We start from the raw sequence: 24,098 nt of genomic DNA on the forward strand, positions 1-24,098 counted from the left end.
GTGACCGCGCCCGTGCTGTTGACCGATGCCCTCCAGGAGCTGCGCGATGCGGTCGCCGCGGCCCCTCTCGGCCTGGCCACCCCCGGACGGGACGCCACCGCGCGCACCGCCCGGGCGGTGGTGGACCAGGTCGACGACTACCTGCTGCCGCGGCTGCGCGACCTCGACGCCCCGCTGCTCGCCGTCGTCGGTGGCTCCACCGGCGCGGGCAAGTCCACGCTGGTCAACAGCGTGCTCGGCGCGCGGGTGACCGCGCCCGGCGTGCTGCGGCCGACCACCCGCGCACCCGTGCTGGTCTGCTCCCCGGTCGACCTCCCGGCGTTCTCCGGCGACCGCGTGCTGCCCGGCATGCCCCGCACCACCGGGGAGGGGGACGTCGCCGGCGGCCTGCGGCTCGTGCCGACCGAGGCGCTGCCGCCGGGGCTGGCGCTCATCGACGCCCCCGACGTCGACTCGGTGGTCGAGGCCAACCGCGACCTCGCCGGGCAGCTGCTCTCGGCGGCGGACCTGTGGGTCTTCGTCACGACGGCGGCCCGCTACGCTGACGCCGTCCCGTGGGACCTGCTGCGGACGGCGCAGGAGCGGGGGACGGCGCTGGCGGTCGTGCTGGACCGGACGCCGCCCGAGGCGGTGAGCGAGGTGGCCGCCGACCTCGCCGCCATGCTGCAGCGCGGCGGGCTGGGGTCGGCGCGGCTGTTCGTCGTCGAGGAGCGGCCGCTGCACGACGGGTTCCTGCCCGAGGCGCAGGTCGCGCAGCTGCGCGACTGGCTGCGCGGGCTGGCCGCCGACCAGGAGCAGCGCGCCGCCGTCGTCCGGCAGACGCTGGCCGGGGCGCTGGAGAGCCTCGACGGGCGGGTGGCCGCGGTCGCGGCCGGCGTGGAGGAGCAGGCGGCGACCGCGATCGCCCTGCGCGACGCCGCCGACGCCGCCTACGACGGCGCGCGGCAGGCGGTGGGCGAGGGCGTCGGCAACGGCAGCCTGCTGCGCGGTGAGGTGATGGCCCGCTGGCAGGACTTCGTCGGCACGGGTGAGTGGATGCGCTCGCTGCAGAGCCGGGTGGGCTGGCTGCGCGACCGGCTGGGGGCGGCGCTGAGCGGCCGGCCGTCGACGGCGGACTCGCTGCACGGCGCGCTGGAGTCGGGGGTGGAGACGCTGCTGCGCTCCGAGGCGGAGCGGGCCGCCGACCGCACGGTGACCGCGTGGCGCTCGCTGCCCGGCGGTGGGGCGCTGGTCGCGGGCCGGGAGGTGGAGCTCGGGACGGTGTCGCCGGACTTCGCGCCCGCGGCCGCCGACGAGGTGCGCGACTGGCAGGGCTACGTGCTCGAACTGGTGCGCGAGGAGGGCGCGGGCAAGCGCTCGCAGGCACGGCTGCTGTCCTGGGGCGTCAACGGGGCCGGCGCGGTGGTGATGGTCGCCGTCTTCGCCTCGACGGCGGGCCTGTCGGGCGCCGAGCTCGCCATCGCCGGCGGGACGACGGCGGTGGGGCAGCGGGTGCTCGAGGCGGTGTTCGGCGACGCCGCGGTGCGCGCGCTGGCCGCGCGGGCGCGCGCCGACCTCGATGCCCGCGCCGACCGGCTGCTGGCCGCCGAGGAGGACCGCTTCGACGAGCTGCTGGTCGTGGCCGAGGACGCACCCGACGCGGCCGGGCGGCTGCGCGCGGCCGTGGCCGCGCTGGCCGCGGCGCGGAGGTCGGCGTGAGGGCGCGGGAGCTGTCGCTGGCCGACCGGCTGGCGGCGCTGCGCGAGGCGGTCGGGGTGGCCGAGGGCCGGCTGGAGGTGCCCGAGGTCGGGGCGGCGCGGTCGCTGCTGGCCAAGGCCGGTGCCCGCGAGGCGCTGGGCGACGCGACCGTCGTCGCGCTGGCGGGGGCCACCGGCAGCGGCAAGTCCACGCTGTTCAACGCGCTGTCCGGCGCCGAGGTGAGCACGCCGGGCGTGCGCCGGCCGACCACCGGCGTCGCGCACGCGACCATCTGGGGCGAGAACGGCGCCGACCGGCTGCTCGACTGGCTCGAGGTGCCGCGCCGGCACCGGGTGACCGACGGCGACCCCGCGCTGGACGGGCTGGTGCTGCTCGACCTGCCCGACCACGACAGCGTGCGGCTGGAGAACCGGCTGGAGGTCGACCGGCTGGTGCAGCTGGTCGACGTCCTGGTGTGGGTGCTCGATCCGCAGAAGTACGCCGACGACGCCGTGCACACCCGCTACCTGGCGCCGCTGGCGGGGCACTCCGGCGTGCTGCTCGTGGTGCTCAACCAGGTCGACCGGCTCGACGAGGCCGCCGCGGTGGCCTGCCTGACCGACCTGCGCCGGCTGCTCGACGAGGAGGGGCTGACCGGCACGCCGGTGCTGCCCACCGCGGCCCGCACCGGACTCGGCCTGCCGGAGCTGCGCGCCGAGCTGGCCCGCCGGGTGGGGGCGCGGAAGGCCGCCACCGACCGGCTCACCGCCGACGCCCGCGCCGCCGCCGGGGCCCTGGCCGCGCACTGCGCGACCGACGCCGGCCGGGACCGCGGGCCGGACCGGGCGGCGCGCGAGTCCCTCGCCGGCGCGCTCGCCGACGCCGCCGGGGTGCCGGCCGTCGTCGCGGCCGTCGAGCGCTCCGCCCGCCGCAACGGCAACACGCACACCGGCTGGCCGGTGGTGCGCTGGACGTCGAAGCTGCGGGCCGACCCGCTGGACCGGCTGCACCTGGGCGACGAGCGCTCGCGCACCTCGCTGCCGCAGGCCGGGGCGGTGCAGCGGGCCGGGATGGACGCAGCGCTGCGCCGGGCACGCGACGAGGCCGGCCGGGGACTGCCGCCGGCCTGGCGTGACGAGTTGCGCCGCACGTCGGAGGACACCGAGGAGCGGCTGCCCGACCGGCTCGACCGCGCCGTCGCCGGCACCGACCTCGGCCCGGACCGCACGCCGATCTGGCAGCGCGCCGTGGGCGGCCTGCAGTGGCTGCTCGTGCTGACCGCTCTGGTGGGCGCGCTGTGGCTGCTCGCCCTCGTGGGGCTGGGGCTGCTGCAGCTCGACGACGTCCTCCCGCTGCCCCGGGTGCAGGGGATCCCGCTGCCCACGCTGCTGCTGGTCGGCGGCTTGCTGGCCGGGTTGCTGCTGGCGCTGCTGTGCCGGCCGCTGGTGGCGGCCGGGGCCAGACGTCGGGCGCGGACCGCGCGGCGCCGGCTCACCGCCCGGGTCGCGGAGGTCGCCGACGAGGAGGTCCTGGCGCCACTGTCCGAAGCGCGCGCCGACCACGACCGGTACTGCGCCGCGGTGGGTCGCGCACGATCCTGATACATGGCACCTACCCCCGTCGGGACGTCAAGCCGGGCGTGGAGGTGGACATGGGCGAGGGCGACGCGTGGCCGGGCATCCGCGAGAAGCTCATGGCCGCCGACGTCCTCGTCGTCTCGACGCCGACCTGGGTCGGCCACATGAGCAGCGTGGCCCAGCGGGTGCTGGAGCGGCTGTACGGCGAGCTGTCCGAGACCGACGACTCCGGCCGGCCGCTGGTCACCGGCAAGGTCGCGGTGGTGTGCGTGGTCGGCAACGAGGACGGCGCGCACAAGATCAGCGCCGACCTCTTCCGGGCCTCGACGACATCGGGTTCACCATCCCGGCGCAGGGCGCCACCTACTGGAACGACGAGGCGATGGGCAGCCGCGACTACAACGACCTCGACGAGACCCCCGAGGCGGTCGCGTCCACGACGAAGACGCTGGCCGAGAACGCCGCGCACCTGGCCCGCGCGCTCAAGGCGCAGCCCTACCCGGGCCGGTAGGCGGTCGCGGGCTCCCCGTCCGGTGGGGGCCCGCTCCCTGACCTGCTGGATCAGAAGGGCGGCGGATCGTCCGTCGGTTCTGTCGGGAGCGGCTTGGTGTCGTCCGGCGGTGGGGCGGGTGCTGGTGGCGGGCGCAGGCCCGGCGGGCGGGTCGTCCGCGTGATCCCGGAGGGCGTGGTGACGGTGAGGACGCCGTCGGGACTCATGGTGAAACGCCAGCCGTGGGCGAAGGTCTTGAGGCGGTGGTGGCTGCGACACAGGCAGCACAGGTTCGCGCAGTCCGTGACGCCACCGTGGGCGTGCGGGACGACGTGGTCGGCATCGGCCCACCCGACGCGTTGCCCACAGGTGGGGAACCGGCAGGTGCGGTCGCGGGTGCGCACGAACCGCTCCTGCGCCGCCGAGGGGCCGTAGCGGTCGACCGGCTCGGGACGGTCGAGAACGGCACAGCCGCAGTCGCCACTCGGGTGGTCGGGGCAGCCGCGGCGAGCCAGGCGGCGCAGCTGGTCCAGCGTGCTGGTCGCCCGCAGCGCGCCGTCCTCGTCGGTCAGCGCCAGCGTCACCGACCCGCCCTCGGGAGCGCGCACACCGAGCCCGTCCAGCTGTCGGAGCAGCTCGCGCAGTTGGCCGGCGGTGATCGGCAGCCCGTTGTCCTCACCCGGCTCGTCGGACTGCCCGGCGAGTGCCGCCAATGAGGCGATGATCTGCAGATGCGCCGTCACCGGCGGGCGGCTGTCGTCCCACGGCCGCTGCAGCAGGTCGGCGAACACCGCGGTACGGATCTTCCCGATCGGGCGCTCGTCACCGTCGGCCTTGAGCATCCGCGCGAGCTGGTCGACCAGGGCGTGGCAGGCCGCGGCGGTCCCGGCGGGCAGGTCGGCGGCCAAGGTGGCCATGCCCTCCTGCGGTGAGGGATAGACCCGGACGTCGGCGCGCCGCTCGGCCTGCTCCCGTCGCCGGTCGGCGGTCTCGGCGTCCAGCTCGATCAGCAGCTCCAGCGCCTTTTTCTTCAGCCGGCCCGCCGTCAGGTCGGCCGCCTCGGGGAGCAGTCGGGACTCCACGGCTCGGGCAGCAGCCGGGTCGGTGTGCTGCAGCACCTCGACCAGCGTCATGGCCCGGTACTCGTCCAGCTCCCCGCCGCGCATCGCGGCCCACGTCGCCGGCAGGTGCGTCCGATACGTCCACGCGCGGTGCGCCCGCTGACTGGCCGACAGGCGGCCGCAGTTGAGCACCACCGCCAGCTCGGCGGGGAAGAACTCCGACACCCCGGGCAGCTCGGGATCGGGCTTCCACGACCGCGCCCGCGCACCCGGTGTGCCAGGTGGCGGGTCGTCGTCATCGGGGACTGGTCGGCCAGCTGGAGGATGAGCTCGGCCTCGTAGGCGGCGTCCATCGCCTTACGTGCCTGCAGACGCTGCAGTTCTGCGGCCGTCTGCTCTCGCGAGAGCAGCGCCACCGGTAGCCGCTGAGCACGCACCGGCCGCTCGAGCAGCACGCCGACGAGCGCCCGCTCGATCGGTGACACGTACTCCGCGACCTCCTGCACGACCCTGAACCTACGGGCGGGGTACGACAGTTCCCGCAGGTCAGACGGACGAGGCGGGACCCCTCAGGCCGCGAGCGACTCCGCGGGCTCCTCGGCCGCGACGGCGGCGGGCCTGCGGGGGCGGGACAGCCGCAGGCCCGCCGCAGCCACCAACGCCAGCGCGATGACGACCACGCCGTAGACCTCCGCGACCACCCGCAGCCCCAGGGTGTTCACGGCCAGGCCGGCGATGATCGCCGGGATGCTGAAGGCCAGGTAGCCGACGACGAAGATGCTCGACAGCAGGCCCCCGCGGTGACCCGGCGAGACGCCCGCCGTCACGGTGGCCACGGAGCCGAGGAAGGCCGCGCCGAAGCCCAGGCCGGCCACACCCGCGGCGACGAAGAACAGCCAGAGCGTCCCGGAGACCAGCCCGACCAGCAGGCCGACGATGGCGGTGGCGAACACGAGGCAGCCTCCGGCCATCGCCCGGCGCGGGGCGAGGTCACGGGCGAGCACGCTCCCGACGGCCGCCGAGCCCTGCATGCACAGGATCAGCAGGCTCCCGACCAGGTGGTCCTCGACGCCGAACACCCCGGCGGTCAGCGACGGGCCGAGGGAGAGCACCAGCCCGCCCATCGCCCACAGCGCGACCAGGGCCGGGGTGGCGACGAGGAACGCCCGGCGCTGCGGCTGGGGCACCGCGACCCGGGGCCGCAGCGAGGCGAGCGCGCCCGGCAGCCGCGGCGAGGTCTCCGGCAGCGCCCAGGCCAGCACCGCACCGAGCACGAACACGACGGTGAGCACGCCGAACACCCACGGGGTCGGGCTGACGACCGTCTCGATGGCCAGGCCGGCCCCGAACGCCCCGAGCGAGAGCCCGAGGCCGGGGGCGACGCTGTTGAGCAGCGCGCCGAGCGGGCGGTCGCGGCGCTGCATGTCGAGCAGCGCCGCACCGAGCGAGCCGGTGAGCGCACCCGTGGACAGCCCCTGGAGCACGCGGGCGGCCAGCAGCCAGCCGACGCCGTCGGCGACGAGGAAGGCCACCATCGCGACCGCCTGCAGCAGCAGCGCCCCGGCGAGCACCGGCCGACGCCCGACGTGGTCGGACAGGCTGCCCACCACGAGCAGCGCGGCCAGCAGCGCGAGGGCGTAGATGCCGAACACCAGCGTCAGGACGCCGGCGCCGAACCCGAACTGCTCCTGGTAGACGCGGTAGAGCGGCGACGGGACGCCGGAGGCGGCCAGCACCAGCACGAGGAGTCCGGCCACCGACCAGAACGCGAGCGGACGGGGGAGTCGGGGCACGCCAGGAGGCAAGGCGCCGCGCGAGCCGGTTGTTCCCCGCAACGGTGTGTCAGGACGGATGACGCCGCGGCGTGTACACCTGCCCGGACGGCGTGACCCGCGTCTGCGAGGACCCGACGAGCAGCAGGCAGCGCATGTCCACCGTCTCCGGGTCCAGGTCGCCGAGCGTGGTCACCCGGACCTGCTCCTCCGGCCCGCCGACGTCGCGGCCGACGACGACCACCGTCTCCGGCTCGCGCACCTCGCGCAGCGCGTCCAGGGCCTTGGCGAGCTGGTGCGGGCGGGCCTTCGACCGCGGGTTGTAGAGGGCGAGGACCAGGTCGGCGGCCGCCGCGGACCGCAGCCGGTCGAGGACGACGTCGAGCGGCTTGAGCACGTCGGAGAGGCTGATGACCGCGAAGTCGTGTCCCAGCGGGGCGCCCACGCGGGAGGCCACCGCCTGCGCCGCGGTCAGCCCGGGCAGCACCCGCACCCGGACGCCGGCGTGCTCGGGAGCAGCGGCCACCTCCAGCACCGCGGCGGCCATGGCGAAGACGCCGGGGTCGCCGCTGGAGACCACCGCGACCCGCCGTCCGGACCGGGCCAGCTCCAGGGCGTGCGCGGCCCGCTCGGCCTCCACCCGGTTACCGCTGGCGTGGCGGGTCTGCCGCGGGTTGGCCGGCACGCGGTCGAGGTAGGGGCCGTAGCCGACCAGGTCGTCGGCGCGGGCGAGAGCGTCGGCGACCTCGGGGGTGGTCCAGCCGCGGGCACCGGGGCCGAGGCCCACGACGACCACCTCGCCGGCGCGCGCCTCGTCGTCGCGCGGCTGCTCGGGACCCGGGGTCGGCCCGGTGAGCGGTGAGGGCAGCAGGGCCAGCGAGAAGTACGGGACGGTGGCCGGGTCGACGTCGGCCAGCGGGGCGACCCGCTGCCGGTCGGTGGTGGCCCGCTCGACGTAGAGGGCGCGGTCGAGGACGCCGGCGGCGTCGAATGCCTCGCGGACCTGGGCGAACGTGCGCCCGAGCTTCATCACCGCGGCGGAGTCGGTGGTGGCCAGCCACTCGGCCAGCTCGTCGGCGGGCAGCGTGCCGGGCAGCACGGTGAGCACCTCGTCGCGCTCCACCAGCGGCCGCCCCACGACCGCCGCGGCGCCGCTGACGCTGGTCACGCCGGGCACCACCTCGGTCGGGTAGCGGTGCGCGAGCCGCTTGTGCATGTGCATGTAGGAGCCGTAGAAGAACGGGTCGCCCTCGGCCAGCACGACGACGTCGCGACCAGCGTCGAGGTGCGCGGCCAGCCGGGCGGCAGCGGCCTCGTAGAACTCGTCGATGGCGCCCTGGTAGCCGCCGGGGTGGTCGGTGGTCTCGGTGGTGACCGGGTAGACCAGCAGCTCCTCGACCTGTCCCTCGCGCAGGTACGGCGCGGCCAGCGCGCGGGCCACCGAGCGGCCGTGCTGCGCGGCGTGGAAGGCGACGACGTCGGCGGCGGCGATCAGCCGTGCGGCCTTGACGGTGACCAGCTCGGGGTCGCCGGGCCCCAGCCCGACGCCGTACAGGCGCCCGCTCACTCGACGTCGCTCGCGATCGCGTTGACGGCCGCCGCGGTCATCGCGCTGCCGCCGCGCCGGCCGCGCACGACGAGGAAGTCGAGGTCGGAGGCGGCCAGCGCCTCCTTGGACTCCGCGGCACCGATGAAGCCGACCGGGATCCCGAGGACGACGGCCGGGCGCGGGGCGCCGGCGGCGACCATCTCGAGCAGGTGGAACAGCGCGGTGGGCGCGTTGCCGATCGCCACGACGGCGCCGTCGAGCCGGTCGCGCCACAACTCCAGCGCGGCGGCGGTGCGCGTGGTGCCGAGGTCGGCGGCCAGCGCCGGGACCCGCGGGTCGGTCAGCGTGCAGACGACGTCGTTGTCCTTCGGCAGCCGGCGCCGGGTGACGCCCGAGGCGACCATCTGCGCGTCGCACAGGACCGGGGCGCCGGCGTCGAGGGCCTCGCGGGCGCGCCGGACGACGTCGGGGCTCGCCGCGACGTCGGCGACGAGGTCCACCTGACCGCAGGCGTGGATCATCCGGACCACCACCCGCGCGAGGTCCTCGGGCAGGCCGGTGAGATCCGCCTCGGCGCGGATCGTGGCGAACGACTGCCGGTAGATCTCGGCGCCGTCCTTCTCGTAGTCGTACATCGGCAGCGAGGCTACGGCCCGCGGGCGGCCGGGCAGCGGGACGGGCAGCCCGGGTAGCCGGGGTCAGGGCGGGTAGCGGGGACACCATGGCCCTCCCCCGTCTGCTCGTCCTCGTGCTCGCCGGTGGCGCCGGCGGCCGCCTGCAGCTGCTGACCGAGCACCGCGCCAAGCCCGCCGTCCCCTTCGCCGGCGTCTACCGGCTGATCGACTTCCCGCTGAGCAACTGCGAGCACTCCGGGATCGCCGACGTCTGGGTGTCGATCCAGCAGCACCCGACATCGCTGGCCGACCACCTGGCCAACGGCCGGCCGTGGGACCTCGACCGCACGACCGGCGGGCTGATGACCCTGCCGCCGTTCCAGGGCACCGAGCGCGGCGGGTGGAACACCGGCACCGCCAACTCCCTGTGGCGGCAGGCCGACCTCATCCGCGGGTTCGGGGCCGACGCGCTCGTCGTCGTCAGCTCCGACGCCGTCTACCAGCTCGACTACCGGGAGGTCGCCGAGGCCCACCTGGAGTCCGGCGCCGAGGTGACGATGGTGACCACGGAGGTCGAGGCCGACGACGCCTCTCGCTACGGGATCGTCGAGGTCGACGGCGACCGGGTCACCGGTTACGCCTACAAGCCCGACGAGCCGGCGACGACCACGGCCACCAACGAGGTGTTCGTGTTCGACCCGGGGCCGACGCTCGACCGGCTCGAGCAGCTGCAGTCGGAGATCGGCGAGGAGGGGCTCGAGGACCTGGGCAGTCACCTGCTGCCGGCGCAGACGAGCGACGGGCTGGCCCGGGCGTACCCGCTCAAGGGCTACTGGCGCGACGTCGGCACGGTGGAGTCGTACTGGGAGGCGCACCAGGAGTTCCTGTCCGACGAGCCGCCGATCGACCTCGACGCCCCGGCCTGGCCGGTCCACACCCGCGGCGGCCGGCACAGCGCGGCCCGGGTGCTCGACGACGGCCAGATCGAGAACAGCCTGCTCTCCGGCGGCACCCGGGTCTCCGGCAACGTGCGCGGCTCGGTGATCTCGCCCGGCGTGGTGGTGGAGGCCGGGGCGACCGTCGTGGACTCGGTGCTGCTGCCCGGCGTGCGGGTGCGCTCAGGTGCGACCGTGACCCGCTCGGTGGTCGACGACCGCGTCGACGTCGGCCGCGGGGCCACCGTGGGCGGCGACGGGGACATCACGCTGGTCGGCCGGGCGGTGGCGATCGCCGAGGGCACCGGGATCCCCGCCGGTGCCCGCCACCCCGACCCCGAGGACGACTGAGGGCGGTCAGCCGACGCGGTAGCCGACCGGCGTGGCGACGACGTCCAGCACGTCGCCACGCGGCCGGCCGCAGCGGCGCTCGCAGCCGGCCCAGTGCACGCGGGAGTCCTCGGGAACCGCTCCTGACGCGACCGCCGCGGCGGCGTCGGCGCGGACGTCGGCCAGCGACCGCGCGCAGCCGGGCCGGCCCGCGCACGCGGTGACCCGCACCCACGGGCTGGCGGCGTCGAACACGATCCCGGTCCGGTGCAGGTCGACGGCGGCGTCGTCCACGCGGTCCTCGGCGAGGTCGGGCACCATGACGCTGCGCCACGGGGTCAGCTGGACCTCCCCGGTGAGCGAGCCCAGCAGGTCGGCCTGGCCGGCGGCGATCCGGCCCAGCGGGACGACGCCGGTCAGCGCCGTCCGCCCGTCGGCCTGCGTCTCGGCGCCCACGGGCCCGGCCGCCGGGGCGGCGGGGACGGCGACCGGCGCGGAGCGGGGCCCGTCGAGGCGGGCGGCCACGCGGGCGACGCCGTCGTCGAGCTCGGCCAGCCGCCAGGCGGTGCCGCCCTGGGCGTCGCGCTCGGCGAGGAACGCACGGGTGGCGGCGAGCAGCAGGTCGACGGCGCCGGCGGAGGCGGCGCGCAGCCCGCTGTCCTCGCCGGCGAGCAGCAGCGCCACCGACGACGGCGACAGCGCGAGCAGGCCGACGTCGCCGCCGAGGCCGGACACGTCGCCGCGGCCGTCGTCGAGCGTGGCCAGGTAGCGGCCGGGCAGCGCGGCCAGGGCGGGGTCGGCGCACAGGCCGGCGTCGAGCGCGGTGGTCCACGGGCGGGCGTCGAGCAGGCCGCCGGCGCGGCCGGTGAGCGCGCTGGCCAGCACGTTGCGCACCCGCTCGTGCGTCTCGCTGGGCAGCAGGCCGGCCGCGGCCAATCGGTCGCCGAGCTCGCGGGCGGCGCCGGACGCCAGGCCGCGCAGCTGCAGGTTGCCCCGGCTGGTCATCTCCAGCGCGCCGTCGCCGAGGTCGCGCGCCGCGGCGGCGAGCGCTCGCAGCTGGGCGGCGGTCAGCAGGCCGCCGGGCACCCGCACGCGCGCGAGTTCGCCGTCGGCCGCGGAATGCGTCTGGAGGGCGCCGGGACAGGCGTCGGCGCGGGGGCGGGCGGTGGTCATGGCGCCCGCGAGGCTACGACGACTCCAGGACCTCGGCGGCGAGCTCGGCGGCCAGCGGGTGCCCGAAGAGCCCGGGCAGGCCGCCGGTGTGCACGAACACGGTCGGCTCGCCCGGCCGGATCGAGCCGTCGGCCACCGCGGCGGCCAGTCCCGCCAGCGCCTTGGCCGTGTACACGGGGTCGAGCAGCAGCCCCTCCGTGCGGGCCGCCGTCCGCAGCGCGGTCCCGGCTGCCTCGGTGGGTGCCCCGTAGCCGCTGCCGACCTGGTCCCGGCGCAGCCGAGCGGTGCCTCGGGGCACCCCAGCGCCGCGGCCAGCGCGGTCACCCGCTCCACCGGATCGGGCACCGCGCCGGTGTCCACGCCGAGCACCCGGTCGGCACCCAGCCCGGCGACCAGCCCGGCCATCGTGCCGCCGGAACCGACCGCGACGACGACGTGCCGGGCGTCGGGCGCCTGCTGCTGCAGCTCAGCCGCGCAGGCCAGGTAGCCGCGCGCGCCGGTCACCGACGAGCCGCCGAGGGGCAGGACCGCGGGGACCTCGCCGGCCGCGCGCAGGTCCCCGGCCACCTCGGCCACGCGGGCGTCGACGTCGGCGGGGTCGGCGACGACCACCACCCGCGCGCCGAGGGCGCCTTCCAGCACCAGGTTGCCGGGCCGGTCCCGCGCCGGGGTTCCGCCGAGGACGAGGACCGCGCGCAGGCCCAGCCGGGCGGCGGCCGCGGCGGTCATCCGCGCGTGGTTGCTCTGCATGCCGCCCTGGGTCACGAGGACCGTGGCGCCGTCGCGCACCGCCTCGGCGACGAGGTGCTCGAGTTTGCGGACCTTGTTGCCACCGCCGAGGTCGATGAGGTCGTCACGCTTGACCGACAGGTCCCCGGGACGCAGACCGAGCGCCGCGGACAACCGCGGCGCCCGGTCCAGTGGAGTGGGCCAGTGCGAGAGCGGGACGGTCACCCGGTGATCGTCCCGCTCCCGGGCTCAGGCGTCCCTGCGGGCGCGGTCGAAGGACGTCCAGATCGCGCGGCGCTCCTTGCGGCTGGTCACCTGGGACATCGCGGCCACCCGGCGGCGCTGGTCGAAGGTCGCGATGTGCTGGACGACGGCGACCTCGGCCTCGCGCATGGCCCGCTCGACGGCGAACTCGGCCGGGGTCGAGGGGTACTCGTCGGCCGAGACGGGCGGCACGTCGCCGCTGTTGTCACGGGCGTAGGGGCTGTCGGCGGGCAGGTTGCCGCTCACCCGGCCGTAGGCGCCGAGCATGAGCAGCACCAGGCCGGCGACGACGGAGAAGGCGACGTTGCTCAGCCGGAAGGCCAGGAAGTTCCAGCTGGTGTTGAGCACGGCCAGGTTGGCCAGCGCCGACACCAGGAACAGCACGCCGATGACGATCATGACCGTCGAGGCGACCCGCGGGCCGCGCAACGCGGCGACGACCAGGACCACCGCGGTGACCAGCGAGATCACCGACAGCAGGCCGTTGGACGACAGGCCGAGGACGCGCTCGCCGGCGGTGGAGAAGAAGGCGAGGCCGTTGAGCAGGCCGAGGACGCCGAAGACGGCGATGACCCCGGCGACGACGAAGGCGCCGATGCGCTGGACGGTGTAGACGCGGTTGGCACCGCCAGGGGAGCGCCCTGCGTCAGAAGGCCCCTGCTCCTCGGTGCCGGCAGGCGCGGTCTCGGCTGGTGCGGTGTCGACCGGTGCGGTGTCGACGGACGCGGTCTCGGCTGGTGCGGTGTCGACCGGTGCGGCACCGGCGGGTGGGGGCCCGGGGGGTGCGGAGGCGGTGGAGGTGGGGGTCGCCGGCATGCGGGCGGCCGTCCGCTTCCGGTGCAGGGAGAGGGCCACGGCGTGCTCCTAGCGTCGAGTGGTGCTGACACCGGTTGTTCCCAATCCGGTCGTGTCCAGACGCATCTGGTTCCGGACTTTCCTCGTCCGCATGTCCGCCGGGCGTGTCGTGATCTCCCCGGTGGGCCTCGGTGGGAAGAGCGGAGGCCCCTTCCCGGTTCAGCGGGCGTGATCCAGCCGTTCGAGACCCAGCCGTTCGAGTCCGACCTGCACTCCGACTTCCTGCGCGCCGACCTGTTCTTCTCCATGGGGCAGCCGGTCGAGGCCGCGCGCGTCCTCGAGCCGCTCGTGGCGGCCGAGCCGGGCAACGAGGCGGCGCTGGAGCTCCTGGCGCGCAGCTACTTCGGCTCGGCGCAGCTGCAGAAGGCCGAGGACGCACTGCGCCGGCTGGTCGAGCTGGCGCCGGCCAACGGGTGGGCGCGCCGGGCGCTGGCGCGCACGCTGGAGCGGCGGAGCCGCCGGGACGAGGCCGTCGCCCACCACCGGATGGCCGACGCCCTCGGCGCCGGGTGACCGTTCTTGCCGGAAGCGCGGGAGAGCTTGACCTCGAGCCGGCTTGAGGTCCTAGCGTCGCCGGCGTGAGCATGGAGATGACCGCGTGGTCGGCGCTGTCGCGGGCCACGCACGCCCGCGACGACCGGCGCGGGATCTCCCGCGCCACGCTGCGGCGGGTGATGACGTACGCGCGGCCGCACCGCGCCCGCATCGCCGCCTTCGTGGCCGTCGGCGTCGTCGAGGCGGTGCTCGCGGTGGCCACCCCGCTGCTGGCGGGGCGGGTGGTGAACGAGATCGTCGCCGGCGGGAGCACCTCGACCGTCGTCGGCCTCGCCGTCCTCATCGCCGGGCTCGCCCTCGCCGGGACGGCGCTGGGCCTGCTCGGCCGGTGGCTGTCGTCCACGCTCGGGGAGGGGCTGATCCTCGACCTGCGCACCGCCGTCTTCGACCACGTGCAGCGGATGCCGGTCGCCTTCTTCACCCGGACCCGCACCGGCGCGCTGGTGTCCCGCCTCGACAACGACGTCCTCGGGGCCCAGCGCGCCTTCAGCGACACGCTGTCGGGGATCGTCAGCAACACGGTGACGCTGCTGCTCGCGCTGGCGGCGATGCTGACGCTGTCCTGGCAGGTCACCGTCCTGGCCCTGCTCCTGCTGCCGGTGTTCCTGCTCCCGGCGCGCCGGATCGGCCGGCAGTTGGCCGGCCTGCAGCGGGTGGCCGCGGAGTCCAACGCCGCGATGACCGGGCAGACGACGGAGCGCTTCTCCGCACCCGGCGCCACGCTGGTCAAGCTCTACGGCAGCCCCGACGCCGAGTCGGCCCGGTTCGCCGCCCGGGCGCGGGCGGTGCGGGACGTCGGCGTGCGGACGGCGATGGTGCAGTGGACCTTCATCAGCGCGCTCACGCTGGTGTCGGCGCTGGCGCTCGCGCTCGTCTACGGCCTGGGCGGCACGTACGCGCTGGGCGGCTCGCTCGAGCCCGGCGCCGTCGTCGCGCTGGCCCTGCTGCTCACCCGGCTGTACGCGCCGCTGACCGCGCTGGCCAGTGCACGGGTCGACATCGCCTCGGCCGTGGTCAGCTTCGAGCGGGTCTTCGAGGTGCTCGATCTGGTGCCGCTGGTGCGGGAGCGCCCGGACGCCCGCGAGGTCCCCGACGGCCCGGTGTCGGTGGAGCTCGACGGCGTCACCTTCGCCTACCCCGCGGCCGACCGCGTCTCGCTCGCCTCCCTCGAGGACGTCGCCCGGCTCGACGGCCGCGGCGGCGTCGACGTCCTGCACGACGTGTCCTTCGCCGTGCAGCCGGGCCAGGTCGTCGCCCTCGTCGGGTCCTCCGGCGCGGGGAAGTCGACGATCGCCTCGCTGGTGCCGCGCCTCTACGACGCCGACGCCGGGGCCGTGCGGCTGGGCGGCGTCGACGTGCGCGACCTGACCGCCGCCTCGATCCGGCGCACCGTCGGCGTGGTCACCCAGGACGGGCACCTGTTCCACGAGTCGCTGCGGGACAACCTGCTGCTGGCCGCCCCCGGGGCGACCGACGACGACCTGTGGGACGCGCTCACCCGCGCCCGGCTGGCCGACCTCGTCGCCGCGCTGCCCGACGGGCTGGACACCGTGGTCGGCGAGCGCGGCTACCGCTTCTCCGGCGGCGAGCGGCAGCGGCTGACCATCGCCCGGCTGCTGCTGGCCCGCCCCCGTGTCGTGCTGCTCGACGAGGCCACCGCCCACCTCGACGCCACGTCGGAGGCCGCCGTGCAGGAGGCCCTGGACGAGGCGCTCGAGGGGCGGACGGCGATCGTCATCGCGCACCGGCTGTCGACCGTGCGCGCGGCCGACTGCATCCTCGTGCTGGAGGGCGGCCGGGTCGTCGAGCGCGGCCGGCACGAGGAGCTGCTCGCCCTCGGCGGGCGCTACGCCGAGCTGTACCGCACCCAGTTCGGTCAGCCGGTCGCGGTGGCCTGAGCCGGGGACAGCCGCACCACCGCGATGCGCCGCGAGACCCTCGCCCGGTAGCCGTCGTAGGCGTCGCAGCGCGCCATCAGCGCCGCCCACAGGCGGGGCCGGTCGGCGTCGATGCCGCCGTCGGACGCCGCCACCACCAGGTCGGCACCGTCGCGGACGTGCAGCAGGGGCGTGGTGCGCGGCTGCCCGGACCGCCAGCCGCGGCAGGTCACCAGGACGACGTCGCCGCCGCGGAAGCGGTTGCCCACCCGGCCGCCGGTGCGGCGCAGCAGCGCGGTGTGCAGCGCCGCGACCCGGCGGAACAGCACCGTGGCCGCCCGGTCGGCTCGGGACAGGGCCGCGGTCACCGGGCGGTCCCGAACAGGCGGGCGTCGGCGCGGGCGGCGCGGCGGCCGAGGAGGCGGGCGACGGCGAGCAGTGCCGGGTGGGGGACCGGGAGCCGGTCGACGACCTCCGGCGGGATCGCCGACACGGTCCAGCCCAGCGCCCCCGGGACGTCGCGCGGGCCGTACTCCTTGGCGAAGACCCCACGGTCGAGGCGGTCCCAGTCCTCCGGCGTGAGGTGCTGCTGCACCAGCGCCATCCCGTCTCTCCTCGTGCGCGGGGTGGGCGGCCAGCCCGTCGCGCAGCGCCACCGTCCGGGCCGCGAGCCCGGCACGGGTCGCCTCGTCGCCGCGGCCGGCGGTCAGCGCCTCCAGTCCCGCGGTGACGGCGGCCGGCGCCGGGTCGATGCCGGCGTGCTCGGCCTCCAGCGCGTCGAGGACGCCCGCATCGGCGCCGCGCTCGGCGAGCAGCGGCCACACCCCCGCGTCCTCGCCCGAGTGGTGCCCGCGGCCGCTGCCGGCGTCTCGGTCCCCACCGTGTTCGCGCAGGGAGCAAGGCGGCGCTGCTGCTGGCCTGCGTCGACCGCTCGCTGGTCGGCAGCGACGACGACCGGCCGGTGCGCGAGCTGGGCGCCTTCGAGGAGCTCCTGGCCGCGCCGGACCGGGCGGGCAAGCTCGCCGCCCAGCGCCGGCTGGCTGCCGGCGTCTCGCCTGCCCACGCCGCGATGCAGGTGGTCTTCGCCGACGCGGCGGCGGTCGGGGCCGCCTACACCGAGTACGAGGGCCGCAGGCGGGCGGACATGGCCGTGCTGGTCGGCGCCTTCGGGCGCTGGCTGCGCGACGACCCCGAGACCGCGCTCGACGTCTGCTGGTCGGTCTTCTCCCCGCACACGATGGTGCGGCTGCTGCGCGACTGCGGATGGTCGGTCGAGCGCTACGCGGACTGGCTCGTCGGCGCCGTCGACCGGCTGCTCCTGCGCTGAGTCCTGCCGGGGCGCCGCGTGCCGGCCCTCCCTGGGAGGCTGCCGCACGTGCTCCCCCTCGACGAGGTGACCGCCGCCGTCCGCGCCTCCTGGTGCCGCAAGACCTGCGACGTCAGCGACCTGGCCGACTGGTCGCCGGCCAACCCCTCCCGCGGCCAGTGCGGTGCCACCGCGCTGGTCGTCCACGACCTGTTCGGCGGGGACCTGCTGCTGGCCGAGGTGCTGCGGCCCGACGGTTCGCGGCAGGGGGTGCACTGGTGGAACCGGCTGCCCGACGGCCGCGAGGTCGACCTGACGCGCGAGCAGTTCGCGCCGACCGAGGTGGTGCAGCAGCCGCGGGTCGTCGTCCGCCCGGAGGGGCTGCCCCGCTACGGGGCCGACCAGTACCTCCGGCTGCGCGCGGCGGTCCTCACCCGGCTCGGCTGGACGACCGGGACCTGGATCGCGAACGCCCGGTGACGGCTTCCGGGGCCTGCGCCGACCGGCCGGGACGACCGGGACCCGGCGGGTAGCGTCTGCCCGCGTGTTCGTCCTGCTCTCCACCAGCGACACCGACCTCCTCTCCGCCCGCGCCAGCGGTGCCAACTGGCGGCTGGGCAACCCCGTCCGGCTCGGCGACGACGGCATCGCGGCCCTGACCGACGGCGCGCAGCTGGTCGTCGTCCGGATCCTCGGCGTGCGGCGGCAGTACGAGGGGATGCTCGCGCCGCTGCTGGCCGGGCCGGCGCCGGTCGTCGTCCTCGGCGGGGAGCAGGTGCCCGACGCCGAGCTGATGGAGCTGTCCACCGTCCCGATGGGCGTGGCCACCGAGGCGCACGGCTACCTCGCACAGGGCGGGCCGGACAACCTCGTCCAGCTGCACCGGTTCCTCTCCGACACGGTGCTGCTGACCGGGGAGGGCTTCGAGCCGCCGACGGTGGCGCCGGACTGGGGCGTCCTGGAGCGGGCCGCGCGCACCGCCGGGTCCTCGCCCGGCCACCCGCCGCGGATCGCCGTCCTCTACTACCGGGCGCACCACCTGGCGGGGAACACCGCCTTCGTGGAGTCGCTGTGCACGGCGGTCGAGGACGCCGGCGGACAGGCGCTGCCGGTGTTCGTCAGCTCGCTGCGCAGCGTCCCCGACGACCTCGTCGACGTGCTGCGCACCGCCGACGCCCTCGTCGTCACCGTGCTCGCCGCCGGCGGCTCCCGGCCGGCCACCGCGTCGGCCGGGGGCGACGACGGCGCCTGGGACGTCGGCCAGCTCGCCGCGCTCGACGTGCCGGTGGTCCAGGGGCTGTGCCTCACGCGGTCGCGCGCGGACTGGCTGGCCGACGACGACGGCCTCTCGCCGCTCGACGTCGGCAACCAGGTGGCGATCCCGGAGTTCGACGGACGGCTGATCAGCGTGCCGTTCTCCTTCAAGGAGACCGACGAGGACGGCCTGACCAGCTACGTCGCCGACCCCGAGCGGGCCGCGCGGGTGGCCGGGACCGCGGTGGCCCACGCGCGGCTGCGGCACACCCCGCCCGCCGAGCGCCGCATCGTGGTGATGCTGTCGGCCTACCCGACCAAGCACGCGCGGATCGGCAACGCCGTCGGCCTGGACACCCCGGCGTCGGTCGTGCGGCTGCTGGCCGCGATGCAGGGGCAGGGCTACGACGTCGGCCCGTTCGACGGCCCCGACGCGCTGCCGGGCGTGGCCGACCTCGACGGCGACGCGCTGTTCCACGCGCTCATCGCCGCCGGCGGGCAGGACGCCGACTGGCTCACCGAGGAGCAGCTGTCGGGCAACCCGGTGCGCATCCCGGGCGCGGAGTACCGCGCCTTCTTCGACACGCTGCCCGCCGACCTCCGCGACGCGATGACCGAGCACTGGGGCGAGGCGCCGGGCTCGCTGTTCGTGGACGGCGGCGACATCGTCTTCGCGGCGCTGCGCGCGGGCAACGTCGTCGTGATGGTGCAGCCGCCGCGCGGCTTCGGGGAGAACCCCATCGCGATCTACCACGACCCCGACCTGCCGCCCTCGCACCACTACCTGGCCGCCTACTGGTGGCTGCGCTCGGTCTTCGACGCGCACGCGGTGGTGCACGTGGGCAAGCACGGCAACCTCGAGTGGCTGCCGGGCAAGACGGTGGGCCTGTCGGCCTCCTGCGGCCCGGACGCCGCGATCGGCGACCTGCCGCTGGTCTACCCGTTCCTGGTCAACGACCCGGGTGAGGGCTCGCAGGCCAAGCGCCGGGCGCACGCCACGCTGGTCGACCACATGGTGCCGCCGATGGCGCGCGCCGACTCCTACGGCGACATCGCGCGCCTGGAGCAGCTGCTCGACGAGCACGCCAACGTGGCCGCGATGGACCCGGCGAAGCTGCCCGCGGTGCGCGCGCAGATCTGGACGCTGCTGCAGGCCGCGAAGCTCGACCACGACCTGGGGCTGCACGAGCGGCCGGAGGACGACCACTTCGACGAGATGATCCTGCACGTCGACGGCTGGCTCTGTGAGATCAAGGACTCGCAGATCCGCGACGGCCTGCACGTGCTCGGGACGCCCCCGTCGGGCTCCGACCGGGTCGACCTGGTGCTGGCGATCCTGCGGGCGCGGCAGATCTGGGGCGGGGCGGTGGCGCTGCCCGGCCTGCGCGAGGCGCTCGGCCTGACCGAGGACGGCACCGCGGGCCTCAAGGCCACCGACGCCGTCGAGACGCAGGCCGAGGCCCTCGTCGCCGGCATGGAGGAGGCGGGCTGGACCATCGGCGCCGTCGGGCCGGTGGTCCGTGAGGTCCTCGGCCGCGAGGACGAGGGCGTCGCCGCCGTCCTGCGGTTCGCCGTCGACGAGGTGGTGCCGCGACTGGAGCGCACCACCGACGAGCTCGACGCCACGCTGCACGCCCTCGACGGCGGCTACGTGCCGGCCGGGCCGTCGGGCTCGCCGCTGCGCGGGCTGGTCAACGTGCTGCCGACCGGGCGCAACTTCTACTCGGTGGACCCGCGGGCGGTCCCGTCGCGGCTGGCCTGGGAGACCGGGCAGGCGATGGCCGAGTCGCTGGTCGAGCGGTACCTGGCCGACACGGGGGAGTACCCGCCGTCGGTGGGCCTGTCGGTGTGGGGGACCTCGGCGATGCGGACCTCCGGCGACGACGTCGCCGAGGTGCTCGCGCTGCTCGGCGTCCGCCCGGTGTGGGACGACGCCTCGCGGCGGGTGACGTCGCTGGAGCCGGTGCCGCTGGAGGAGCTCGACCGGCCGCGGATCGACGTCACGGTGCGCATCTCCGGGTTCTTCCGGGACGCCTTCCCGCACGTGGTGACCATGCTCGACGACGCCGTGACGCTCGTGGCGGGACTGGACGAGCCGGCGTCGCAGAACTTCGTCCGGGCCCACGTGGACGCCGACGTGGCCGGGCACGGCGACCGGCGGCGGGCGACCACCCGCGTGTTCGGCTCCAAGCCCGGTGCCTACGGGGCGGGGCTGCTGTCGCTGATCGACTCGCGGAACTGGCGCGGCGACGCCGACCTGGCCGAGGTCTACGCGGTCTGGGGCGGCTACGCCTACGGCCGCGACCTCGACGGCGTGCAGGCCCGGCCGGACATGGAGACGGCCTACCGGCGGATCGCGGTGGCGGCGAAGAACGTCGACACCCGTGAGCACGACATCGCCGACTCCGACGACTACTTCCAGTACCACGGGGGGATGGTGGCGACCGTCCGCGCGCTGACCGGGGCCGCGCCGCGGGCCTACATCGGCGACTCGACCCGTCCCGAGCAGGTGCGCACCCGGTCGCTGACCGAGGAGACCTCGCGCGTCTTCCGGGCGCGGGTGGTCAACCCCAAGTGGCTCTCGGCGATGCGCCGGCACGGCTACAAGGGCGCCTTCGAGCTGGCCGCGACCGTCGACTACCTGTTCGGCTACGACGCCACGACCGGCGTGGTCGCCGACTGGATGTACGAGAAGCTCACCCAGACCTACGTGCTCGACCCGGAGAACCGCGAGTTCATGGAGCGGTCCAACCCGTGGGCGCTGCACGGCATCGCCGAGCGGCTGCTCGAGGCGGTCGACCGTGGCATGTGGGCCGAGCCGGACCCCGCGCTGCTGGCCGAGCTGCGACAGGCCTACCTCGACACCGAGGGCGACCTCGAGGGAGGCGAGACCCCGGCGCAGTCGGGCGCGCCTGCTTGATCAGTTCCGTGCGCGCTGGGTGACGACGCGCCGAGCAGGCGGGTCCCCGGCGCGTGGACCTGGCCGGATGGGTACCCCACCTCCATGGGCATCCTGAACCGACTCCTCGGAACTGCTGAGACCACGGCTCGTCGGGGCGCCGCCACAGGCCGCGGCGCGGCGGGTCGTGCGACGACCGGCCGTGGCATGAGTGGCCGTGGCATGAGCAGCCGCGGCACGAGCGCCGGCCGCAGCGCCGGCATGGGCCGGACCCGCATGTCGGCCGGCACCCCGACCCGGCGCATGGGCCGCGGCGCGCCGACCACGGCGGCCTCGGGCGGGCTGGGCCGGCTGCTCGGCTCGCTGACCGGCCGCCGCTGAAGCAAGGACCTCCCTGCCCCCCACCGCTCACAGGCTCGCGGCGGGTCCCTGCAGAGAGGCCGCTAGGGCATCGAGGCGGCGGCGACCAGCAGCACGACGGTCGCCGCCGCCTCGCCCATCGCCCCCATCACGTCCCCGGTGACCCCCCCGAGGCGTGCTGACGCACGAGCACGCACCGCCTCGCCGGCCAGCAGCCCCGCCGCCAGGGCCCCGACCAGGACCGCCGCCGCGGCCGGGCCGGTCAGCAGCCAGGCCGCCGCTGCCGCCAGCGCCGCGCAGATCAGCACCCACCCGACCAGCCACGGCCGCGACACGGTGCCGGCCACCGCGCGCCCCAGCGACGAGCCCTCCGCCGTCGGCGTCCCGGGCAGGCCGGCGCGTGCCATCGCCAGCCGGGCCACCACCACCGCCGTCCACAGCGCGAGCCAGCCGCCGTCCCGGGCCAGCAGCGCCGCCCCCGCCGCCGCCTGCAGCAGCAGCGTGAGGACGAGCGTCACCACCCCGAACGGGCCGACGTCGCCCTGGTGCATCACCTGCAGCGCCCGCTCCCGGCCGCGCAGGGGACCCAGGCCGTCGGCGGTGTCGGCGAGCCCGTCGAGGTGCAGCGCCCGGGTGAGCGTCGCCAGGAGGGCGAGGGCCGTAACCGCGCCGGCCAGCGGGGACACCAGGTGCGCCCCGAGGACGCCGACCCCGGCCGCCACCCCGCCCAGCGCCAGCCCGACCAGCGGCGCCCACGGCAGCACGCCGCGCGTCGACGTCGTCCCGGCCGCGGGCACGCGGACCACGGTCAGCAGCGCGACCGACTCCAGCGGGCCGGCCCACCACGCGCGCCGGTCGCTCACCGCAGGCGCTGGGGCAGGCCCGCCACGACGAACCAGACCTCGTCGGCGGTCCCGGCCAGCCGCTGGTTGACCTCGCCGAGGGTGTCGCGGAACAGCCGCCCCGCCCGGGTCTCGGGGACCACCCCGAGCCCCACCTCGTCGCTGACCGCGACCACGTGCGCCGGGGTCATCGCCCAGGCGTTGACCAGCGCGTCGATGCGGCCGGCCAGCCGGCCGGGGGAGCCGGGCTCGTCGGTCCACACGCCCGTCTCGTCCATGAGCGCGGCGACCCACGTGGTCACGCTGTCGACCAGCACGGTCCCGCCGCGCAGCAGCTCGCTGGGGGCCGTCGTCTCGAGCGTGGTCCAGGCGGCCGGCCGGCGGGCGCGGTGCGCGGCGACCCGGCGGGACCACTCGGCGTCGTCCGGTGCGGCGGCCGAGGTGGCCAGGTAGATGACGTCGGGCCGGGCGGCGACCAGCGACTCGGCGTGTGCCGACTTGCCCGACCGCGAGCCGCCCAGGACCAGCACCCTGCTCACCGGGCGACCGCCGCCCCGAGCTGCAGCCGGGTGACCGTGCCGTTGTGCGGCGTGACCGCGGGCATGTCCGCCGGACCGAGTCCGGCCACCACCGCCTGCGCGGCGCGGATGGTGTCGCCGTGGGTGACCAGCGCGACGACGTCGGCCGGCGGGTCCTCGCGCAGCCGCGTCAGGAAGGCCGCGACCCGGGCGTGCAGGTCGGCCAGGCTCTCGCCGCCCTCGGCCGCCCAGTGCGGGTCGGTCCAGTCGACGACGTCCCACAGCTCCCGTGACGGCCGGCCCTCGAGCACCCCGTAGCCCTGCTCGCGCAGCGCCGGCGTGGTGGTGAACGGCAGCCCGGTGGCCTCAGCGCAGTGCTCGGCGGTCTGCACCGCGCGCAGCAGGTCCGACGACAGCATCGCCCCCGGCCGGAGGGCGGCCAGCTCCCGGGCCGCGGTGGCGGCCTGCTCGTGCCCGAGGCCGGTGAGCGGGACGTGCGCCGTCTGGCCCTGCATGAGCCCGGCGGCGTTCCACTCGCTCTGGCCGTGGCGGACGAGGAGGAGGGTGAGCGGGCGGGCCATGGTGGTCGCCGAGCGTAGGACAGGAGGGGGGAGGGCTCTGCGCCGGTGCTCGTACCGTCGCAGACGTGAGCATCCCCGTCCGTCCCGGTGCCGCCCGTCCCGCCGCCCGTCCCGCCGCGGCCGCCGGCCCCGACCCGCTGGCCCCGCTGCTCGACCTGCCCGGCGTCCGGGACGCCGCCGACGCCGCCCGCGCCGGCATCGACCGGCTGCTGGCGCACCGGCTCATGCGCAACCGGTCGGCCGAGGTCAGCGGCGAGTCGGCGCTGCGCGGCGCCCGCGCCTCCGCCGCGCTCGACGGGGTCGACGTCCCGCTGGCGGACCTGCGGGCCGGCTCGGTCGACGACCCGGTCGTGCAGGGGTCGCTGCGGGTCTCGGTCGGGCTGGGCTCGATGGTCGACACGTGGGCGAAGGCGCCCGGGCAGGTGCTGGCCCGGCTGCACGTGCTGGCCGCCGCCGACGTCGCCGACCGGGGCGAGCTCGGCCGCCCCGGACCGCACGCCGGGCCTCGCCTGAACGGCCTGTTCCAGGTGGTGACCGGCACCTCCACGGTGCCGGCGGTGCTCGTGGCCGGCCTGGTGCACGGCGAGCTCGCGGCACTGGCGCCCTTCGGCACCGCCGACGGCGTCGTCGCCCGGGCCGCCGGCCGGCTGACGACGATCGGCCGCGGGCTGGACCCCAAGGCGGTCTCGGTGCCCGAGGTCGGCTTCGCCGAGCTGGGCGCAGACGCCTACCGCGAACGGCTGGCCGGCTACGCCGCGGGCGGTCCCGACGGCGTCGCGGCGTGGCTGGTGCACTGCTGCCGCGCCACCGAGCTCGGCGCCCGGGAGGGCCTGGCGATCGCCGAGGCCATCCTGCGCGGCTGACCGGCCCGCCCTGCGCC

The 24,098-nt window shown here is 76.4% G+C and carries 22 protein-coding genes and 2 pseudogenes; 12 read left to right on the plus strand and 12 right to left on the minus strand.

The window, feature by feature from the left end; translation table 11 throughout:
- From BM414_RS01870 to BM414_RS30510, 4 genes and pseudogenes are all read left to right on the plus strand, one after another.
- The gene (locus tag BM414_RS01870; protein WP_093577719.1) at positions 1-1,698 is read left to right on the plus strand and encodes a P-loop NTPase family protein; all 1,698 of its coding nucleotides are present in this window, start codon (positions 1-3) and stop codon (positions 1,696-1,698) included.
- Positions 1,695-3,278 carry a YfjP family GTPase gene (locus BM414_RS01875; protein WP_093577720.1) on the plus strand — a complete coding sequence of 528 codons (1,584 nt, stop codon included), beginning with the start codon at positions 1,695-1,697 and terminating at the stop codon, positions 3,276-3,278. Before BM414_RS01870 ends, BM414_RS01875 begins: the two co-directional genes overlap by 4 nt.
- Before the next feature lie 92 nt (positions 3,279-3,370).
- Positions 3,371-3,514, plus strand: a pseudogene (locus tag BM414_RS30505) (flavodoxin); the annotation flags it as partial.
- Positions 3,515-3,519: 5 nt separating this feature from the next.
- A complete protein-coding gene (locus tag BM414_RS30510; protein WP_245784424.1) occupies positions 3,520-3,765 on the plus strand; it encodes a hypothetical protein in 246 nt (81 codons plus the stop codon).
- A 50-nt stretch (positions 3,766-3,815) separates the two neighbouring features.
- On the opposite strand, the gene BM414_RS01885 is transcribed toward BM414_RS30510, so the two are convergent.
- From BM414_RS01885 to BM414_RS01900, 4 genes are all read right to left on the minus strand, one after another.
- Positions 3,816-5,030, minus strand: a complete 1,215-nt coding sequence (locus BM414_RS01885) for an HNH endonuclease signature motif containing protein (protein ID WP_245784394.1) — start codon at positions 5,028-5,030, stop codon at positions 3,816-3,818.
- Positions 5,031-5,374: 344 nt separating this feature from the next.
- Positions 5,375-6,598: an MFS transporter gene (locus BM414_RS01890; RefSeq protein WP_093577721.1), complete on the minus strand. Its 1,224-nt coding sequence runs from the start codon at positions 6,596-6,598 to the stop codon at positions 5,375-5,377.
- A gap of 49 nt (positions 6,599-6,647) precedes the next feature.
- Positions 6,648-8,144 (minus strand): precorrin-2 C(20)-methyltransferase, encoded by a 1,497-nt coding sequence (locus tag BM414_RS01895; RefSeq protein ID WP_093577722.1) that lies wholly within the window; start codon positions 8,142-8,144, stop codon positions 6,648-6,650.
- Positions 8,141-8,761 (minus strand): precorrin-8X methylmutase, encoded by a 621-nt coding sequence (locus BM414_RS01900; RefSeq protein ID WP_093577723.1) that lies wholly within the window; start codon positions 8,759-8,761, stop codon positions 8,141-8,143. The genes BM414_RS01895 and BM414_RS01900 overlap by 4 nt, the downstream gene beginning before the upstream one ends.
- An 86-nt stretch (positions 8,762-8,847) precedes the next feature.
- Here BM414_RS01900 and BM414_RS01905 point away from each other — a divergent pair, with 86 nt between their 5' ends.
- Positions 8,848-10,026 (plus strand): glucose-1-phosphate adenylyltransferase family protein, encoded by a 1,179-nt coding sequence (locus tag BM414_RS01905; protein ID WP_093577724.1) that lies wholly within the window; start codon positions 8,848-8,850, stop codon positions 10,024-10,026.
- 6 nt (positions 10,027-10,032) lie between these two features.
- Here the strand turns inward: BM414_RS01905 and cobG are convergent, their stop codons facing one another.
- The 3 genes and pseudogenes from cobG to BM414_RS01920 all read right to left on the minus strand — a co-directional run bounded on the left by cobG (position 10,033) and on the right by BM414_RS01920 (position 13,026).
- On the minus strand, positions 10,033-11,178 hold the full coding sequence (gene cobG / locus BM414_RS01910; protein WP_093577725.1) for a precorrin-3B synthase: 1,146 nt from the start codon (positions 11,176-11,178) through the stop codon (positions 10,033-10,035).
- A gap of 13 nt (positions 11,179-11,191) precedes the next feature.
- Positions 11,192-12,132, minus strand: a pseudogene (locus BM414_RS01915) (pyridoxal-phosphate dependent enzyme).
- 24 nt (positions 12,133-12,156) lie between these two features.
- A complete protein-coding gene (locus BM414_RS01920; RefSeq protein ID WP_245784395.1) occupies positions 12,157-13,026 on the minus strand; it encodes a DUF4383 domain-containing protein in 870 nt (289 codons plus the stop codon).
- Positions 13,027-13,194: 168 nt separating this feature from the next.
- Here BM414_RS01920 and BM414_RS01925 point away from each other — a divergent pair, with 168 nt between their 5' ends.
- Both BM414_RS01925 and BM414_RS01930 read left to right on the plus strand, forming a co-directional pair.
- Positions 13,195-13,539 (plus strand): tetratricopeptide repeat protein, encoded by a 345-nt coding sequence (locus BM414_RS01925; protein WP_245784396.1) that lies wholly within the window; start codon positions 13,195-13,197, stop codon positions 13,537-13,539.
- A gap of 71 nt (positions 13,540-13,610) precedes the next feature.
- Positions 13,611-15,479, plus strand: coding sequence for an ABC transporter ATP-binding protein (locus tag BM414_RS01930; RefSeq protein WP_217644496.1), 1,869 nt, complete (start codon positions 13,611-13,613; stop codon positions 15,477-15,479).
- Here BM414_RS01930 and BM414_RS30515 read toward each other — a convergent pair.
- Together BM414_RS30515 and BM414_RS30520 are read right to left on the minus strand one after the other, a co-directional pair.
- Positions 15,458-15,826, minus strand: coding sequence for a nitroreductase/quinone reductase family protein (locus BM414_RS30515; RefSeq protein WP_139245688.1), 369 nt, complete (start codon positions 15,824-15,826; stop codon positions 15,458-15,460). The genes BM414_RS01930 and BM414_RS30515 overlap by 22 nt on opposite strands.
- Positions 15,823-16,062 (minus strand): hypothetical protein, encoded by a 240-nt coding sequence (locus tag BM414_RS30520; protein ID WP_139245689.1) that lies wholly within the window; start codon positions 16,060-16,062, stop codon positions 15,823-15,825. The genes BM414_RS30515 and BM414_RS30520 overlap by 4 nt, the downstream gene beginning before the upstream one ends.
- Positions 16,063-16,419: 357 nt before the next feature.
- Here BM414_RS30520 and BM414_RS29010 point away from each other — a divergent pair, with 357 nt between their 5' ends.
- The 4 genes from BM414_RS29010 to BM414_RS30525 all read left to right on the plus strand — a co-directional run bounded on the left by BM414_RS29010 (position 16,420) and on the right by BM414_RS30525 (position 21,298).
- On the plus strand, positions 16,420-16,785 hold the full coding sequence (locus tag BM414_RS29010) for a hypothetical protein (protein ID WP_093577728.1): 366 nt from the start codon (positions 16,420-16,422) through the stop codon (positions 16,783-16,785).
- 48 nt (positions 16,786-16,833) lie between these two features.
- On the plus strand, positions 16,834-17,244 hold the full coding sequence (locus BM414_RS01945; RefSeq protein WP_217644475.1) for a YunG family protein: 411 nt from the start codon (positions 16,834-16,836) through the stop codon (positions 17,242-17,244).
- 64 nt (positions 17,245-17,308) lie between these two features.
- Positions 17,309-20,938 carry a cobaltochelatase subunit CobN gene (gene cobN / locus BM414_RS01950; RefSeq protein WP_093577730.1) on the plus strand — a complete coding sequence of 1,210 codons (3,630 nt, stop codon included), beginning with the start codon at positions 17,309-17,311 and terminating at the stop codon, positions 20,936-20,938.
- A 201-nt stretch (positions 20,939-21,139) separates the two neighbouring features.
- Positions 21,140-21,298: a hypothetical protein gene (locus BM414_RS30525; protein WP_245784397.1), complete on the plus strand. Its 159-nt coding sequence runs from the start codon at positions 21,140-21,142 to the stop codon at positions 21,296-21,298.
- A gap of 62 nt (positions 21,299-21,360) precedes the next feature.
- On the opposite strand, the gene BM414_RS01960 is transcribed toward BM414_RS30525, so the two are convergent.
- From BM414_RS01960 to BM414_RS01970, 3 genes are read right to left on the minus strand one after another with little or no spacing between them, the layout of a single operon-like run.
- The gene (locus BM414_RS01960) at positions 21,361-22,140 is read right to left on the minus strand and encodes an adenosylcobinamide-GDP ribazoletransferase (protein ID WP_093577732.1); all 780 of its coding nucleotides are present in this window, start codon (positions 22,138-22,140) and stop codon (positions 21,361-21,363) included.
- Entirely contained in the window at positions 22,137-22,658 is a 522-nt protein-coding gene (gene cobU, locus BM414_RS01965) for a bifunctional adenosylcobinamide kinase/adenosylcobinamide-phosphate guanylyltransferase (protein ID WP_093577733.1), read from the minus strand. The genes BM414_RS01960 and cobU overlap by 4 nt, the downstream gene beginning before the upstream one ends.
- Positions 22,655-23,218: a histidine phosphatase family protein gene (locus BM414_RS01970; RefSeq protein WP_093577734.1), complete on the minus strand. Its 564-nt coding sequence runs from the start codon at positions 23,216-23,218 to the stop codon at positions 22,655-22,657. The genes cobU and BM414_RS01970 overlap by 4 nt, the downstream gene beginning before the upstream one ends.
- A 65-nt stretch (positions 23,219-23,283) precedes the next feature.
- Between BM414_RS01970 and BM414_RS01975 the strand changes: the two genes are divergently transcribed.
- Entirely contained in the window at positions 23,284-24,081 is a 798-nt protein-coding gene (locus tag BM414_RS01975) for a Fic family protein (protein WP_093577735.1), read from the plus strand.
- Positions 24,082-24,098 lie beyond the last annotated feature (17 nt).

The sequence above is a fragment of the Geodermatophilus amargosae genome, from assembly GCF_900116515.1.
Classification (GTDB): domain Bacteria; phylum Actinomycetota; class Actinomycetes; order Mycobacteriales; family Geodermatophilaceae; genus Geodermatophilus; species Geodermatophilus amargosae.